Source organism: Geodermatophilus sp. SYSU D00708 (assembly GCF_054050115.1).
The window spans coordinates 61,207-76,628 of the sequence record NZ_JBJGYS010000006.1 but is presented as its reverse complement, the minus strand read 5'-3'; the positions used below and the strand labels follow the sequence as shown (position 1 = coordinate 76,628).

At 74.3% G+C, this 15,422-nt stretch carries 16 protein-coding genes and 3 tRNA genes; 12 read left to right on the top strand and 7 right to left on the bottom strand.

The annotated features are described in order from the left end of the window. Positions 1 to 50 precede the first annotated feature (50 nt). On the top strand, positions 51 to 1,643 hold the full coding sequence (gene cimA, locus ACI79D_RS07410; protein WP_456917685.1) for a citramalate synthase: 1,593 nt from the start codon (positions 51 to 53) through the stop codon (positions 1,641 to 1,643). A 58-nt stretch (positions 1,644 to 1,701) separates the two neighbouring features. On the opposite strand, the gene ACI79D_RS07405 is transcribed toward cimA, so the two are convergent. From ACI79D_RS07405 to ACI79D_RS07385, 5 genes are all read right to left on the bottom strand, one after another. Beyond that, complete coding sequence (locus ACI79D_RS07405; RefSeq protein WP_456917684.1) at positions 1,702 to 2,106, bottom strand: hypothetical protein; 405 nt, start codon at positions 2,104 to 2,106, stop codon at positions 1,702 to 1,704. 79 nt (positions 2,107 to 2,185) lie between these two features. Continuing rightward, complete coding sequence (locus ACI79D_RS07400) at positions 2,186 to 2,839, bottom strand: response regulator (RefSeq protein ID WP_456917683.1); 654 nt, start codon at positions 2,837 to 2,839, stop codon at positions 2,186 to 2,188. Further along, positions 2,836 to 3,954, bottom strand: coding sequence for a sensor histidine kinase (locus tag ACI79D_RS07395; RefSeq protein ID WP_456917682.1), 1,119 nt, complete (start codon positions 3,952 to 3,954; stop codon positions 2,836 to 2,838). The genes ACI79D_RS07400 and ACI79D_RS07395 overlap by 4 nt, the downstream gene beginning before the upstream one ends. Positions 3,955 to 4,019: 65 nt before the next feature. Beyond that, positions 4,020 to 4,349, bottom strand: a complete 330-nt coding sequence (locus tag ACI79D_RS07390; protein WP_456917681.1) for a putative quinol monooxygenase — start codon at positions 4,347 to 4,349, stop codon at positions 4,020 to 4,022. Positions 4,350 to 4,399: 50 nt separating this feature from the next. Beyond that, positions 4,400 to 4,780, bottom strand: coding sequence for a VOC family protein (locus ACI79D_RS07385; protein WP_456917680.1), 381 nt, complete (start codon positions 4,778 to 4,780; stop codon positions 4,400 to 4,402). Positions 4,781 to 4,846: 66 nt separating this feature from the next. Here ACI79D_RS07385 and ACI79D_RS07380 point away from each other — a divergent pair, with 66 nt between their 5' ends. The 10 genes from ACI79D_RS07380 to ACI79D_RS07335 all read left to right on the top strand — a co-directional run bounded on the left by ACI79D_RS07380 (position 4,847) and on the right by ACI79D_RS07335 (position 11,786). Further along, positions 4,847 to 5,659 carry a fumarylacetoacetate hydrolase family protein gene (locus ACI79D_RS07380; RefSeq protein WP_456917679.1) on the top strand — a complete coding sequence of 271 codons (813 nt, stop codon included), beginning with the start codon at positions 4,847 to 4,849 and terminating at the stop codon, positions 5,657 to 5,659. Beyond that, positions 5,656 to 7,143, top strand: a complete 1,488-nt coding sequence (gene gltX, locus ACI79D_RS07375) for a glutamate--tRNA ligase (protein WP_456917678.1) — start codon at positions 5,656 to 5,658, stop codon at positions 7,141 to 7,143. The genes ACI79D_RS07380 and gltX overlap by 4 nt, the downstream gene beginning before the upstream one ends. Before the next feature lie 7 nt (positions 7,144 to 7,150). Next, complete coding sequence (locus tag ACI79D_RS07370; protein WP_456917677.1) at positions 7,151 to 8,395, top strand: CPBP family glutamic-type intramembrane protease; 1,245 nt, start codon at positions 7,151 to 7,153, stop codon at positions 8,393 to 8,395. After that, positions 8,381 to 8,452 (top strand) — tRNA-Gln (locus tag ACI79D_RS07365). Before ACI79D_RS07370 ends, ACI79D_RS07365 begins: the two co-directional genes overlap by 15 nt. A gap of 34 nt (positions 8,453 to 8,486) precedes the next feature. Further along, a tRNA-Glu gene (locus ACI79D_RS07360) sits at positions 8,487 to 8,559 on the top strand. A 113-nt stretch (positions 8,560 to 8,672) separates the two neighbouring features. After that, positions 8,673 to 8,745 (top strand) — tRNA-Glu (locus ACI79D_RS07355). Positions 8,746 to 8,882: 137 nt separating this feature from the next. Continuing rightward, the gene (gene galT, locus ACI79D_RS07350; RefSeq protein WP_456917676.1) at positions 8,883 to 9,977 is read left to right on the top strand and encodes a galactose-1-phosphate uridylyltransferase; all 1,095 of its coding nucleotides are present in this window, start codon (positions 8,883 to 8,885) and stop codon (positions 9,975 to 9,977) included. Continuing rightward, the gene (gene galK / locus ACI79D_RS07345; RefSeq protein ID WP_456917675.1) at positions 9,974 to 11,131 is read left to right on the top strand and encodes a galactokinase; all 1,158 of its coding nucleotides are present in this window, start codon (positions 9,974 to 9,976) and stop codon (positions 11,129 to 11,131) included. The genes galT and galK overlap by 4 nt, the downstream gene beginning before the upstream one ends. 59 nt (positions 11,132 to 11,190) lie before the next feature. Further along, positions 11,191 to 11,613 (top strand): hypothetical protein, encoded by a 423-nt coding sequence (locus ACI79D_RS07340; RefSeq protein ID WP_456917674.1) that lies wholly within the window; start codon positions 11,191 to 11,193, stop codon positions 11,611 to 11,613. Positions 11,614 to 11,627: 14 nt separating this feature from the next. Beyond that, positions 11,628 to 11,786: a hypothetical protein gene (locus ACI79D_RS07335; RefSeq protein WP_456917673.1), complete on the top strand. Its 159-nt coding sequence runs from the start codon at positions 11,628 to 11,630 to the stop codon at positions 11,784 to 11,786. 152 nt (positions 11,787 to 11,938) lie between these two features. Here ACI79D_RS07335 and ACI79D_RS07330 read toward each other — a convergent pair whose 3' ends face one another. Further along, complete coding sequence (locus ACI79D_RS07330; RefSeq protein WP_456917672.1) at positions 11,939 to 13,045, bottom strand: sulfite oxidase; 1,107 nt, start codon at positions 13,043 to 13,045, stop codon at positions 11,939 to 11,941. A gap of 167 nt (positions 13,046 to 13,212) precedes the next feature. Then, positions 13,213 to 13,890, bottom strand: coding sequence for an IclR family transcriptional regulator (locus tag ACI79D_RS07325; protein WP_456917671.1), 678 nt, complete (start codon positions 13,888 to 13,890; stop codon positions 13,213 to 13,215). A gap of 99 nt (positions 13,891 to 13,989) precedes the next feature. On the opposite strand from ACI79D_RS07325, the gene leuC reads away from it, so the two are divergent. After that, entirely contained in the window at positions 13,990 to 15,420 is a 1,431-nt protein-coding gene (leuC, locus tag ACI79D_RS07320; RefSeq protein ID WP_456917670.1) for a 3-isopropylmalate dehydratase large subunit, read from the top strand. Positions 15,421 to 15,422: the final 2 nt, after the last annotated feature.

Here is a 15,422-nt window from a genome sequence, read left to right as displayed (position 1 = left end):
GGGTCTTTTTCGTGTTCGGGCCGTTGCCGACCAGCTCCCGGGAGACCCCGATGCCCCTCGACGCCGCCACCGCTGCCGACTTCCACGTCTTCGACACCACCCTGCGCGACGGCGCGCAGCGGGAGGGCGTGAGCTACTCCGTCGCCGACAAGCTGGCCGTGGCCCGGCTGCTCGACGAGATCGGCGTGGGGTTCATCGAGGGCGGGTGGCCCGGCGCGCTGCCCAAGGACACCGAGTTCTTCGCCCGTGCCCGCACCGAGCTCAAGCTCCGGCACGCCCAGCTGGTCGCGTTCGGCGCCACCCGCAAGGCCGGCGTGCGCGTGGAGGACGACCCGCAGGTCCGGGCGCTGCTCGACGCCGAGACGCCGGTCGTCTGCCTGGTGGCCAAGTCCGACGTCCGGCACGTCCGTGACGCGCTGCGCACGACGCTCGAGGAGAACCTGGCGATGGTGCGCGACACCGTCGAGTTCTTCGTGCGGCACGGCCGCCGGGTGTTCCTCGACTGTGAGCACTTCTTCGACGGCTACGCCGCCGACCCGGACTACGGCGTCCGCGTGCTGGAGGCCGCCTTCGCCGCCGGCGCCGAGGTCGGGGTCATGTGTGACACCAACGGCGGGATGCTGCCGATGGGCGTGGGCCGGGTCGTCGCCGACGTCCGCTCCCGGGTGGCCGGCAGGCTGGGCATCCACTGCCAGGACGACACCGGCTGCGCGGTCGCCAACAGCCTGGCCGCGGTGGAGGCCGGCGTCACCCACGTCCAGGGGACGGCGAACGGCTACGGCGAGCGGGCCGGCAACGCCGACACCTTCGCCCTCGTCGCCAACCTGGTGACGAAGATGGGGCTGCCGGTCGTGCCGGCCGAGTGCCTGCCGGAGCTGCAGCGGGTCAGCCACGCGATCGCCGAGCTGGCCAACATCGCCCCCGACGAGCACCAGCCCTACGTCGGCGCCTCGGCGTTCGCGCACAAGGCCGGGCTGCACGCCAGCGCGATCAAGGTCAGCCCCGAGCTGTACAACCACCTCGACCCGGCCGTCGTCGGCAACGACATGCGGATCCTGGTGACCGAGATGGCCGGCCGGGCCTCGGTGGAGCTCAAGGGCCGCGAGCTCGGCGTCGACCTCGACGGCCACCCCGACGCCATCGCCCGCGTCGTCGACCAGGTCAAGGTGCTCGAGGCCGACGGCTGGTCCTTCGAGGCCGCCGACGCCTCCTTCGAGCTGCTGCTGCGCGCCCAGCTGCCCGACGCCCCGGCACCGCTGTTCGAGCTGGAGAGCTACAAGACCTCGGTCGAGCACTGGGGCAACGGCGTCGTGGTCAGCGAGGCCACCGTCAAGGTGCACGTCGACGGCGAGCGGATCATCAGCACCGGCGAGGGCAACGGTCCGGTCAACGCCCTCGACAACGCGCTGCGGCAGGCGCTGGTGAGCCGCTACCCGCAGCTGGCCGACGTCCAGCTCGCCGACTACAAGGTCCGCATTCTCGGCTGGAAGGGCGGCACCAGCGCCACCACCCGGGTGCTCATCGACTCCACCGACGGGGTGGGGGAGTGGACCACCGTCGGCGTGCACGACAACATCGTCGAGGCCTCCTGGCACGCGCTGGTCGACGCGCTGACCTACGCCGTCCGGCACCGGGGTCGGTGAGCCGACGCGGACCGGTCGCGGGCCCCGGAGGCTCCGCGACCGGTCCGCGCCGACGGTGTCAGCAGTACTCGGCGGGGCGCAGGAGCATCGCCAGCGCCATCAGCGGCAGCATCGCGACGTGCCCGACGGTCATGAGCACACCGCCGGAGACCGCACCCGCCCAGTAGGGCGCCAGCAGGACGACGAACGGCAGGTACATCGCGGCCGACATCTCGGCGACCGCCCGCCACGAGTGGCCGCGGAAGCGCATCCACGCGCCCATCCCGATCGCCATGTTGGTGGCCATGACCACCACGGAGACGTCGAGGCGGTCGTCGAGCCCGGGCCAGACCAGTTCCTCGACCGGCCCGAGCGCGACCATCCCGACGACCATCGCCACGACCATCTCGAGGTAGTGGCGGACGAAGTGCCAGGTGCGCCGCCCGCGGGAGGCGGCGTGCTGCGGGGTCTGCGTCGTCGTCATGCGGTCAGCGTCGGGCGCCGCGGCGGCCCTGCCAGGTGCCGGAGGTCACGGTCGCCGGTCACGACCCGGCACGGCGGTGTCAGACCAGGTCGAGGGCGCGGGCCCGCAGGGCGGCCTGGGTGCGGTCCCGCGCGCCCAGCTTGACCAGCACGTTGGTGACGTGGTTCTTGACCGTGCCCTCCGCCAGGAACAGCGTCGCGGCGATCTCCCGGTTGCTGCGGCCGTCGGCCAGCAGCCGGAGGACGTCGAGCTCGCGCGCGGACAGCGGGTCGACCAGCGGCTGCGGCCGGCGGCGCGGGGTGTCGTCGAGCTGGGCGAAGCGGGCGACGACCTTGGCCGCGACCGACGGCTGCAGCACCGACTCCCCGCGGGCGGCCGACAGGAGCGCCTCCACCAGCCGGTCGGAGGAGACGTCCTTGAGCAGGTAGCCGAGCGCGCCGGCGCGCAGCGCCGCGAACACGTCCTCGTCGTCGTCGAACGTCGTCAACGCCAGCACCCGGACGGCGGGCTGCTCGACCCGCAGCCGCCGGGTCGCGGCGATCCCGTCGAGCACGGGCATGTGCAGGTCCATGAGGACGACGTCGGGCTGCAGCTCGGCCGCCCGCTCCAGCGCCTGCGCGCCGTCGGCGGCCTCCCCGGCCACCTCCACCTCCGGCCGCGCGCCGAGCAGCGTGACCAGGGCCTCGCGGAACAGCGCCTGGTCGTCGACGACCAGCACCCGGACGGCGCTCACCCCGGCACCTCCACCAGCAGCGCCGTGCCCTCGCCCGGCGCGGACTCGACGGTCAGCCGCCCGCCCACCCGGGCCGCGCGTTCGCGCAGCCCCAGCAGCCCGAAGGTGCGCCGGTCCCCGGTGTCCCGGGAGGCCGGCAGGCCCCGGCCGTCGTCACGGACGGCGAGCCGCACCGTGCCGTCGCCGGCGTAGGTGAGCGTCACCCGGGCGCTGGTGGCCCCGGCGTGCTTGCGGACGTTGGTCAGCCCCTCCTGGGCCGAGCGGAACAGCGACTCTTCCGACTCCGGAGGCAGCCGGCGCTCGGGCCCGACCACCTCCAGCGTGGTCGGCAGGCCCGCGGCGGACACCTCCGCGGTCAGCGCCGCCAGCCCCGCCCGCAGCGCCGGAGCGGCCGCCGGGTCCCGTAGGGCGGCGACCGACCGGCGGACCTCGGCGAGCGCCTCGCTGGCCTGGTGCTGCGCCTTGGCCAGCACCTCGTCGGCCCGGCCGGGGTCGGTCGGCAGCACCGCCCGGGCGGCCTGGACCTGCATCTGCACGACGGTGAGGTGGTGGCCGAGGCCGTCGTGGATGTCGCGGGCCAGCCGGTTGCGCTCGCGCGTGGTGGCCAGCTCCTCGGCCTGGGCCGCGTGCCCGCGCAGCAGCTCGTTGGCCTCGGCGAGCTCGGCCCGCGCGCGCTGCTCCCGCCGCAGCAGCTCGGTCACCACGGCGGTGAAGACCGCGGCGCCCAGCAGGCCCAGGCCGTTGCGCACGAAGTCCGCCCAGCCCATGCCGAGGTGCACCAGCGGCACGACAGCCGTGACCGCCGCGGCCCCCGGGAGCGGCAGCAGCAGGACGCTCTGGCTGACCAGGACCAGCAGCAGCAGCGTCGCCCCGACGCCGGCCTGCGCCGCGCCGAACAGCAGGGCGCCCAGGGGCAGCTGCAGGCACACGTGTCCGGCGGTCAGCCAGTAGCGGCGGGGGGCCGGCTGCCGGGTCAGCCAGGGGAACGCGACGAGCGAGTGGACCGCGTAGGTGACCCCGAGGGCGACCGCGAGCCACGGGCGGGTGTCGTCGGTGGCCTCGACCACGACGGTGAGCAGCGCGACGCAGGTCAGCACCGCCAGGGCGCGGTTCACCCGGTCACTCTCGCGCCGCCGGCACAGCCGGTCAACGCGGCCGCGCCCGCGGCGGTCTCAGGCGCTCAGCCCCGCGGCTGCACCTCGCCCATGGGGCCGAAGCCGCTGACCTCCGGGGCGTCGATGTAGATGATCTGCGGCTGCTCGGCGACCAGGTCCGACATCCAGTCGAAGGCGGCCTTGGCGTGCGGGGTGGCCACGTGCGAGGCGCCGGCCTCGGAGTCGCGGAAGCCCTCGATGCAGACGAACGTGTTCGGGTCCTCGACGCTGCGGGACCACTCGAAGAACAGGCTGCCCTCCTCGGCGTTCACCGCCGCCGCGTACTCGTCGGCCTTCGCCCGGAACTCGTCGATCCTGTCCGGCCGGACGGGGAACTTGATCACGATCAGGATCACGGGGTCTCCTTGGTCTGGGGGCTGGAACAGGTCTGCAGCAGGTGACCGGTCTACACCGGGTCGAGCCGGCGGCGCAGCAGGCAGAACGGGTTGCCCTCCGGGTCGGCGAGCACGTGCCAGTCCTCCTCGCCGGTCTGGCCGACGTCGGCCCGCGTCGCGCCCAGGCCCAGCAGCCGCTCCAGCTCGGCGTCCTGGTCCCGGTCGGTGGCGTTGACGTCCAGGTGCAGCCGGGGCTTGCCCGGGGACGGGTCGGCCACCGGGGCGAAGACCAGCGTCGGCGCTGGCCCGCCGAAGCCCGTCTCGGGACCGATCTCGACCGCGCCGTCGTCCTCCCTGCCGATCACCCGGTAGTCCAGGACCTGCGCCCACCAGGCGGCCAGCGCCTCGGGGTCACGGCAGTCGACGACGATCTCGCTGAGCCGGCACGCCATGAGCCGACCGTAGGGCCGCTGCGGCGCGGGCGCGGCTCGGAGGCGGCGGGTCAGTAGCCTCGACCCGTGCGCATCGTCCGCTTCGCCTCGCCCTCCGGTATGTCCTTCGGTGTTCTCGACGGGGACGGTCAGGTCGCCCAGATCGAGGGGCACCCCTTCGGCACCATCTCCTTCACCGGCCAGCGGTTCGCGCAGGCCGACGTCCGGCTGCTCTCGCCGATCCTGCCGAGCAAGGTCGTCTGCGTCGGCAAGAACTACGCCGCGCACGTCGAGGAGATGAAGACCGGGGACGCGCCGAAGGAGCCGCTGCTGTTCCTCAAGCCCTCGACGTCGGTCATCGGCCCCGGCGACGCCATCCGCATCCCGCCGGGCAGCACCAACGTCCACCACGAGGCCGAGCTCGCCGTCGTCATCGGCGCCCGCGGTGCCCGGCACGTCAGCCCGGAGCAGGCGCTGTCGACCGTGTTCGGCTACACGATCGGCAACGACGTCACCGAGCGGGACATGCAGCGCAGCGACGGGCAGTGGACCCGCGCCAAGGGCTTCGACTCGTTCTGCCCGCTCGGCCCGTGGATCGAGACCGACCTGGGCGCGCTGGGCAAGGACCCCGCCGACCTCGAGGTCACCTGCACCGTGGACGACGAGCTGCGCCAGTCCGGCCGCACCAGCCAGTTGCTGTTCGACGTCCCGACGCTGATCTCCTACATCTCGCAGGTGATGACCCTGCTGCCCGGCGACGTGGTGCTCACCGGCACGCCGTCCGGCGTCGGGCCCATCGCCCCCGGCCAGCGGGTCGAGGTCACCATCGAGGGGCTGGGCACGCTCGCCAACACCGTCACCGGCGCCGACACCACCTCGACGGCCGGGGGCGCACGGTGACCGCCCCCGCGGCCGGCGTCCGCACCCGCTTCTGCCCGTCCCCGACGGGCACGGTGCACGTCGGCCTCCTCCGGACGGCGCTGTTCAACTGGGCGCACGCCCGGCACACCGGCGGCACGTTCGTCTTCCGCATCGAGGACACCGACGCCTCCCGGGACTCCGAGGAGTCCTACCGGCACCTGCTCGACAGCCTGCGCTGGCTGGGCCTGGACTGGGACGAGGGCCCCGAGGTCGGCGGCCCGCACGGGCCCTACCGGCAGTCGCAGCGCCACGACGTCTACCGGGAGGTGGCCGCCAAGCTGCTGGCGGCCGGGCACGCCTACGAGTCGTTCTCCACCAACGAGGAGGTCGAGGCCCGCCGGCTGGCCGCCGGGCAGGACCCCAAGCTCGGCTACGACAACGCCGACCGCTTCCTCACCGACGTTCAGAAGGCCGCCTTCCGCGACGAGGGCCGCCAGCCGGTGCTGCGGCTGCGCATGCCCGACGAGGACCTGGTCTGGAGCGACCTGGTGCGCGGCGAGGTGCGGTTCGCGGCGGGGTCGGTGCCCGACTTCGTCCTCGTCCGCGGCAACGGCGTCCCGCTGTACCCGTTCGTGAACCCCGTCGACGACGCGCTCATGGAGGTCACCGACGTGCTGCGCGGGGAGGACCTGCTGCCCTCCACCCCGCGGCAGCTGGCCCTGTACGCGGCGCTGACCGACATCGGCGTCGCCCGCGGCACCCCTCGCTTCGGGCACCTGCCCTACGTGACGGGGGAGGGCAACAAGAAGCTCTCCAAGCGCGACCCGCAGTCCAACGTCGACGTCTACCGCGAGCGCGGGTTCGTCCCGGAGGGGTTCGCCAACTACCTGGCGCTGCTGGGCTGGGCCATCGCCGAGGACCGGGACGTCTTCTCGATGGCGGAGATGGCCGAGGCCTTCGACGTCACCCGGGTCAGCGCCAACCCCGCCCGCTTCGACGTGAAGAAGGCCGAGGCGATCAACGCCACGCACCTGCGGGCGCTGCCGGTCGAGGAATTCGTGGTCCGCGTCGTGCCCTTCCTCGCCGGCGCCGGCCTGGTCAGCGACCCGCCGACGGCCGAGCAGGAGCGGGTGCTGCGGGCGATCGCGCCGATGGCCCAGGAGCGCGTCGTCGTGCTCTCCGACGCCGTCGAGCTGCTGCGGTTCCTCTTCGTGGAGGACGTCGAGCTCGACCCGGCGGCCGCCGCGAAGCAGCTGGCCGGCCCGGAGGCCGCCGAGGTGCTGGACGCCGCGACGACGGCGCTGCGCGACCTGCCCGAGTGGACCGCCGCCGCCGTCGAGGAGGCCCTCAAGACCGCGCTCGTGGACGGGCTGGGCCGCAAGCCGCGGCAGGCCTTCGGGCCGGTCAGGGTCGCGGTCAGCGGCCGCACCGTGTCCCCGCCGCTGTACGAATCGATCGAGCTGCTGGGCCGCGACCGCACGCTGGCCCGCCTGGCCGCGGGCCGGGCGGCCGTCCCCGGCTGACCGCGCCGTGACGACGCCCCCGGGAGGTCCCGGCCCGGCCGACGACGAGCCCTACACCGGGCCGCCGCCGACCGGGCCCTACGGGGCGCCGCCGTACGTCCCCGGCGCGGTGCACGGCGTGCACTCGCTGCCGGCGACCGGCGCCGCGGCCGGACCGGTGCCCTGGCCGCTCGGGCCGGTGCCGCTGCAGGCCGGTCCGCACACGGCCCCGCCGGGCCTGCCGCCGGGAGTGCGCTGGGCGCCGCCGCCGGGCACGCCGCCGCACGACGTCCCCGTGCCGTACCTGCACGCGATGCGCTCGCGGGACTGGCGCTGGTGGCGGCCGCTGCTGGGGCTGCTCCTGGTGGTCGTCGTCTACACCGTGGCCGCCACGGTCGTGGTGCTGGCCGCGCTGCTCACCGGGGCGTTCCCGGACCTGCAGCTGCTCGACCTGGTCGACCCCGGGGTCCTGCTGATCACCAACCTGTCCCTGATCGTGGCGATCCCGATCGTCTGGCTGGCCTGGGTCGCCGCGCACGGGATGCGGCCGGGCTGGTCGTCGTCGGTGCTGGGGCGGCTGCGCCGACGGCTGTTCGCCCCGTTCACCCTGCTGTCCCTGCCCACGCTGGGCGCGGGCATCCTGCTGACCGTCCTGCTCGGGTTCCTCCTCGAGGGCGGCGAGGTGACCGGGCCGGTGCCCTCCTACGGCTGGCTGCTGCTGGTCGTCGTGCTCACCACGCCGCTGCAGTCGGCCGCCGAGGAGTACGTCTTCCGCGGGTACCTCAGCCAGGCCATCGCCGCCTGGTTCCGCGACGCGCGGGTCGGTGCCGTCGTCGCCGGCGTGGTCACCGCCGCGCTGTTCTCCGCGGCGCACGCCCCGCCGGACGTCTGGACCTTCCTCGACCGGTTCGCCTTCGGGCTGGCCGCCTCCGCCGTCGTGTGGCTGACCGGCGGTCTGGAGGCGGCGATCGTGCTGCACGCGGTCAACAACGTGCTGGTGTTCGTGCTGGCCGGCGGGCTGGGCGAGGGCGTGACCTCCGACTCGGTGCCGACCGGCACGGGGGTGCTCGTGGTCGTCATCGACCTGCTGGCGATGGCCGCCTACGTGGCGCTCGTGGCGCGGGCCCGGGAGCGGCTGCGGCCGGAGACGCTCACCCCCGCGCTGGACCTGCGACCAGGGTCACCCCGGGGGGTGGCGAACCCGCCGCAGAGCGTCGGGTATGGTGGTCTGCAGCGCCGCGAGGTGCAGCACGACCCTTGGGGTATGGGGTAATTGGCAGCCCGACGGATTCTGGCTCCGTTAGTCTAGGTTCGAGTCCTGGTACCCCAGCGAGGAAGCCTGGTTCCTCTTGCACCACCCGCACGGCCCCGTCGTCTAGCGGCCCAGGACGCCGCCCTCTCACGGCGGTAGCGAGGGTTCGAATCCCTTCGGGGCTACAGCAGGGGAGACCCCCTGGCCATCCGGCCAGGGGGTCTTCTCGTTGTCGGGCAGGCGTGTCCCGGGGTGGTGCGCGCGCCCGCGAGGGCGCATGGCAGGATGGTCTCCGCACGGCCCCGTCGTCTAGCGGCCCAGGACGCCGCCCTCTCACGGCGGTAGCGAGGGTTCGAATCCCTTCGGGGCTACAGCAGGGGAGAGCCCCCGGCCATCCGGCCGGGGGCTCTCGTCGTGCCGGGGTGGCTGACCGGGCCGATCGCCGCAGGACTAGCGTCTCCGGCGCTGCTCACGGTCCGTGACGGGCGGCGGGAAGGCGGGAGTGCACGTGATCCGGACGAGTCGTCGGCTGGCCGACGGCCGGGAGATCCTCTACTTCGACGCGGGGTCGCAGGCCCCCGACCGGACAGCGGAGGACACCCGCGACCTGCCCCCGGTGAGCACCCGGTCGCAGCTGCGCTGGGACCCCCTGCTCGGCGAGTGGGTCGTCCTGGCCTCGCACCGGCAGACGCGGACCTTCCTCCCGCCGGCCGACCTGTGCCCGCTGGACCCGACCCGGCCCGGCCGGGAGCCCACGGAGATCCCGGAGGCCGACTACCAGGTCGTCGTCTTCGAGAACCGCTTCCCGTCGCTGGCGACCGCGGTGGACCGCGACGTCCCGAAGACGGCGCCGGGTGCGCCGCTGACCGAGCTCCGGCCGGGGTTCGGCCGCTGCGAGGTGGTGGTCTTCACCAGCGACCACGACCGCTCCTTCGCCACCCTCGGATTCGACCGGGCGCGGCTGGTCGTCGACGTCTGGGCCGAGCGCACCGCGGAGCTGTCGGGGATCGAGGGCGTGGAGCAGGTCTTCGTCTTCGAGAACTCCGGCGAGGAGATCGGGGTGACCCTCTCCCACCCGCACGGGCAGATCTACGCCTATCCCTTCGTGACCCCGCGGCTGGAGAAGGTGCTCGCCTCCATCGAGCGGCACCGGCGGGAGACCGGCGGGGACCTGTTCGCCGACGTGCTCGCCGCGGAGCGCAGCGGGCCGCGTGTGGTCGCGGCCAACGAGCACTGGACGGCGTTCGTCCCGGCCGCGGCCCGCTGGCCCTACGAGCTGCAACTGTTCCCGCACCGCCGGGTGCCGGACCTCCCCGCGCTCACCGACGAGGAGCGCGACGCGCTGGCCGAGGTCTACCTCGACGTGCTCGGCCGGTTCGCGCACCGGTTCGACACCCCGATGCCCTACATCGCCGCGTGGAACCAGGCGCCGGTCGGCCGCGGCCGCGCCGACTGGTGGCTGCACCTGCAGTTGTTCTCGCTGCGCCGGGCGCCGGGGAAGCTCAAGTACCTGGCCGGCTCGGAGTCGGGCATGGGCGCCTTCATCAGCGACACCACCCCGGAGGACGTCGCGGAGCAGCTCCGCGCGGTGGTGGTCCCGTGAGCCAGGTGCAGCGGGTACGCGCGGCGTTCGCCGAGGCCTTCGGCGGCGAGCCCGAGGGGGTCTGGGCGGCGCCGGGGCGGGTCAACGTCATCGGGGAGCACACCGACTACAACGACGGCTTCGTGCTGCCGGTGGCGCTGCCGCACACCACCCGGGCCGCCGTGGCCCGGCGCGAGGACGGCCTGGTGGCGATCGCCTCCCTCCAGCACCCCCGGGACCGCGTCGAGGTGCCGGTCGGCGAGCTGGCGCCCGGGCGGCCCAGCGGGTGGTCCGGCTACGTGGCCGGCGTCGTCGCCGAGCTGCGCGACCACCTGCCCGGCGGGGTGAGCGTCGTCGTGGACGGCGACGTGCCCTCCGGCGCCGGGCTGTCCTCCTCCGCGGCGCTCGAGTGCGCCGTCGCGCTCGCGCTGCGGGACCTCGCCGCCCCCGAGCTCGCCACCGCTGACCTGGTCGACGTGGCCCGCCGGGCGGAGAACGACTTCGTCGGCGCCCCGACGGGGATCCTCGACCAGTCCGCGTCGCTGCTGTGCACCGTCGGGCACGCGCTGTTCCTGGACACCCGCGACCGCAGCTGCGAGCAGGTGCCCTTCGACCTGGCGGCGGCGGGCCTGGAGCTGCTGGTCGTCGACACCGGGACGACCCACGACCACGCCACCGGCGGGTACGGCGACCGGCGGCGGGAGTGCGAGCAGGCGGCCGAGCGGCTCGGGGTCGCCGCGCTGCGCGACGTCCCGGACGTCATCGCCCTCGCCGCCCTGGACGACGGCACGCCGCAGGGAGCGGTGCTGCTGCGCCGCGCCCGGCACATCGTCACCGAGAACGCCCGGGTGCTCGACGTCGTCCGGGTGCTGCGGGGGCCCGACGGGCCGGCGGCGATCGGGCCGGTCCTCACCGCGGGGCACGCCTCGCTGCGCGACGACTTCGAGATCTCCACGGCCGAGCTGGACACGTGCGTGGCCACGGCGCTGGAGGCCGGCGCCGCCGGAGCGCGGATGGTCGGCGGTGGCTTCGGCGGGAGCGCGATCGTGCTCGTCGACGCCGCGTTGACCAGCGAGGTTGCGACGATGATCACGGATCGTTTCGCGCAGGCGGGGTACAGCCCGCCGCGGACCTTCGCCGTCGTTCCGTCTCCGGGGGCCCACCGACTGGTCTGACCCGACTCCGAGAAGTCGCCATCGGCACGGCGCTCATCGCAGCCGGCTACAGCAACCTGATGGACTACCTGCAGACGCTGTTCGGCTTCTTCAACGCCCCGCTGTTCGCCACGTTCATCCTCGGCATGTTCTGGACGCGGATGACGCCGACGGCCGGCTGGGCGGGGCTGGTCTCGGGGACCCTCGGCGCGATCGTCGTCTTCGTGCTTAGCGAGACCGGCGTCCTGACCCTGCCCGGGCAGAGCGCGGCGTTCGTGGCGGCGGGCACGGCGTTCGTCGTCGACATCGTGGTCAGCGTCGCGGTGACGGCCGTGACCGCGCCGAAGCCGGTGGCCGAGCTGGCCGGCCTGGTCTACTCCGAGACCCCCCGCGAGGCGCGCACCGATCCCGAGGCGCACCGACTGCCCTGGTACCAGTCGCCGATCAAGCTGGCCGGGATCTCCCTGGTCCTGGTCGTGGCCCTGAACGTCATCTTCCGGTGAGAGGGGAGCGCGACGTGAGCGAGCAGCGCAGGCACGCGGCGGGGGCGTTCGACGTCCGCAACGTCATCGCCGGCCTGATCGGCCTCTACGGACTCGTGCTGGTCCTCATGGGGTTGCTCGCGTTCGACGACGCCGAGCAGGCCAAGACCGGCGACGTCAACGCCAACCTGTGAGCCGGCATCGGGATGCTGGTGTCCGCCGCGGCGTTCGGGCTGTGGTCGCGGCTGCGCCCGGTGGTCGTCGAGGAGCGCCCGGCGGACGACGGCGACCGCCCGTCGCACTGAGGGAGGACCTCCTCAGGGCAGGCCCGGGACGAGGCCGCGGGTTACTCCAGAACGGTGACCGGCACCCGCTGCACCAGGTTGTTGGCCATGCCCTGACGGTTCCACGGCTGCTCGGTCGGCTGGGGGCCGGCCTCGTCGGAGGCGCGGACGACGAACTCGTAGCTGCCCGGCTCGGCGGTCCACGGCAGCACCCAGGCGCGCCAGGCGTACGGGTGCGCCGGGTCCGGGGGCGCCAGGTCGGCCTGCAGCCAGCTCGCCCCGCCGTCGGGACTGACCTCCACGGAGGTCACCGGCGCCCGGCCGGACCAGGCGCGCCCGGTCAGCGTCACCGGCCCCGGGCGGCAGAACCGCTCCCGGGTCATGAAGTCGGGGAAGCCGGGCGGGGTCATCAGCGCCCGCGGGGCGATGCGGGTCACCGGCTCGCCCTCGTCGTCGGCGTCCACCTTGAGCCGGTAGGCCGTGGCGTTCTGGAAACCGTCGAAGGGGCGGTCGAGCACGTCGATGCGCGTCAGCCACTTCACCTGGGCCATCCCGTACCAGCCCGGCACGACCAGCCGCAGGGGAGCGCCGTGCTGGGGCGGCAGCGGGGCCCCGTTCATCCCCCACACCAGCAGGACGTCGGGTCGCAGCGCCTCGGCCAGCGGCAGGCTCCGCGCGTAGTCCTGCTCGACGCCGCGCTCGAGCCCGTGGTCGGCGCCGGTGAACGCGACGTCGACGGCGTCCGGCCGCAGGCCCGCCTCCTCGAGCAGGGGGGCCAGCGGCGTGCCGGTCCACTCCGCGGAGCCGACCGCCTCCAGCAGCCAGGGCTGGCTGACCGGCCGGGGGTCGAGCCGGGCGCGGCCGTTGCCGGCGCACTCCAGCAGCACCCGGGAGGTGACCTCCGGCCGGGCGCGCAGGTCGTCGAGGTCCAGCGACAGCGGCCGCTCGACCGCGCCGCCGACCTCCAGCCGCCAGCCGGCGGGGTCGACCGCCGGGATGTCGTAGTGGGTGAGCACGTAGTGCAGCCCCGGCGGGGTGACGTCGTAGCGCAGCGCCTCCAGCGGCATGCCGTGGTTGCGCGTGGCCAGCGCCAGTTCGTCCAGGCCGATGCCCTCCCCGGGCTCGGCGATGCGGAAGCGGCCCCGGGCGGACACGTCGGTGAGGCTCATGACAGGTGTGTACGCCCGCCCGCGGTCCCGGAGAACCCCTCCTCCGCGTTGATCACGGGCATGTTGCAGGGGACGCGCGACGACACGCCGCGGGTGCCGACCACAAGCCCATGATCAACTGCAGGGGGTGGGTGCGGCCGGCAGGGAGGTGTGGCCGGCGGGGGCGCTCAGCGGGCGGCGCGGGAGATGGCGCCGGCCGCCTCCAGCACGGCGCCGACGATCTCCGGGGCCGGACGGCGGCCCAGCCGCTCCACCGGCCCGGAGATCGAGACCGCACCCAGCACCCCGCCGGCGGCGTCGCGCACCGGTGCCGACAGCGACGCCACGCCGGGCTCCCGCTCGGCGATGCTGTGCGCCCAGCCCCGCCGGCGGACGTCGAGCAGCGTGCGCGCGGTGAAGCTCGCGGCCGGCAGCAGCGGGGTGACCTCGTCGGCCGGGGCGAAGGCCAGCAGCGCGTGCGCCGCGGAGCCGGCGGTCATCGGCAGCCGTGCTCCGACGGGAACGGTGTCGCGCAGTCCGTGGGACCGCTCGGCGGCGGCCACGCAGACCCGGGTGGCGCCGTCGCGCACGTAGAACTGCGCGCTCTCCCCGCTCTGGTCGCGCAGCGTGGCCAGGTGCCGGCCGGCCACCTCGGCGAGGTCGGCGGTGCCCCGCCCCAGCTCGGCCAGGCCCGGCCCGGGCGCCCACGCCCCGGCCGTCGTGCGGCGGACCAGGCGGTGGCCCTCCAGCGCGACGGCCAGCCGGTGCGCGGTCGCGCGGGGCAGCCCCGTGCGATCGACCAGCTCGGCGAGGGTCGCCGGCTCCGCGGCGACCGCGCGGAGGATGGCCACTGCTTTGTCCAGCACGGCAACGGGGTTAGGCTGTCCCACACAGCAATACTCGCATCCCACTGCATGGGATGGCCAGCAGGCCGCAGCGAGACCGCACCCAGGAGGGACCCCACCGTGCCGAAGACCCTGGCGGAGAAGGTCTACGACGCCCACGTCGTGCGCAGCGCCGCGGGTGAGCCGGACCTGCTCTTCATCGACCTGCACCTCGTGCACGAGGTGACCAGCCCCCAGGCGTTCGACGGCCTCCGGGCGGCCGGGCGCACCGTCCGCCGTCCGGACCTCACGATGGCGACCGAGGACCACAACGTCCCGACGCTGGACATCCTCAAGCCCATCGCCGACCCGATCAGCCGCGCGCAGGTCGAGGCGCTGCGCCGCAACGCCGCCGAGTTCGGCATCCGGCTGGCCCCGATGGGCGACCGCGACCAGGGCATCGTGCACGTCATCGGCCCGCAGCTGGGGCTGACCCAGCCGGGCATGACGATCGTCTGCGGCGACAGCCACACCTCCACCCACGGGGCGTTCGGCGCGCTGGCCTTCGGCATCGGCACCAGCGAGGTCGAGCACGTGCTCGCCACGCAGACGCTGCCGCAGTACCGGCCCAAGCAGATGGCGGTCACCGTCGACGGCGAGCTGCCGCCGGGTGTGTCCGCGAAGGACGTCATCCTGGCCGTCATCGCCCAGATCGGCACCGGCGGCGGCCAGGGCCACGTCATCGAGTACCGCGGCAGCGCCATCGAGAAGCTGTCGATGGAGGCCCGGATGACGATCTGCAACATGTCGATCGAGGCCGGCGCCAAGGCCGGGCTGATCGCCCCGGACGAGACCACCTTCGCGTTCCTGAAGGGTCGCCCGCACGCCCCGCAGGGCGCCGACTGGGACGCCGCCGTCGAGTACTGGCGGACGCTGCGCACCGACGAGGACGCCGTCTTCGACCGCGAGGTGCGCATCGACGCGGCGTCCCTGACGCCGTTCGTCACCTGGGGCACCAACCCCGGCCAGGGCCTGCCGATCGCCGAGCGGGTGCCCGACCCGGCCGACTTCGCCGACGAGAACGACCGGCGCGACGTCGAGGGGGCGCTGGCCTACATGGGCCTGACCCCGGGCACCCCGCTGCGCGAGATCGAGGTCGACACCGTCTTCCTGGGCTCGTGCACCAACGGCCGGATCGAGGACCTGCGGGTCGCCGCCGAGCTGCTGCGGGGCAAGAAGGTCGACGCGCACACCCGGATGCTCGTCGTCCCCGGGTCGGTCGCGGTCAAGGCGCAGGCCGAGGCCGAGGGCCTGGACCAGGTCTTCGTCGAGGCCGGCGCCGAGTGGCGCGGCGCGGGCTGCTCGATGTGCCTGGGCATGAACCCCGACCAGCTCAAGCCGGGGGAGCGCTCGGCCTCCACGAGCAACCGCAACTTCCAGGGCCGTCAGGGCAAGGGCGGCCGCACTCACCTGGTCAGCCCCGCCGTCGCCGCGGCCACCGCGATCACCGGCAAGCTCACCGCCCCGGCCGACCTGGACGACGCCGCCCACCTCGAGACCGCTGGAGTCTGAGA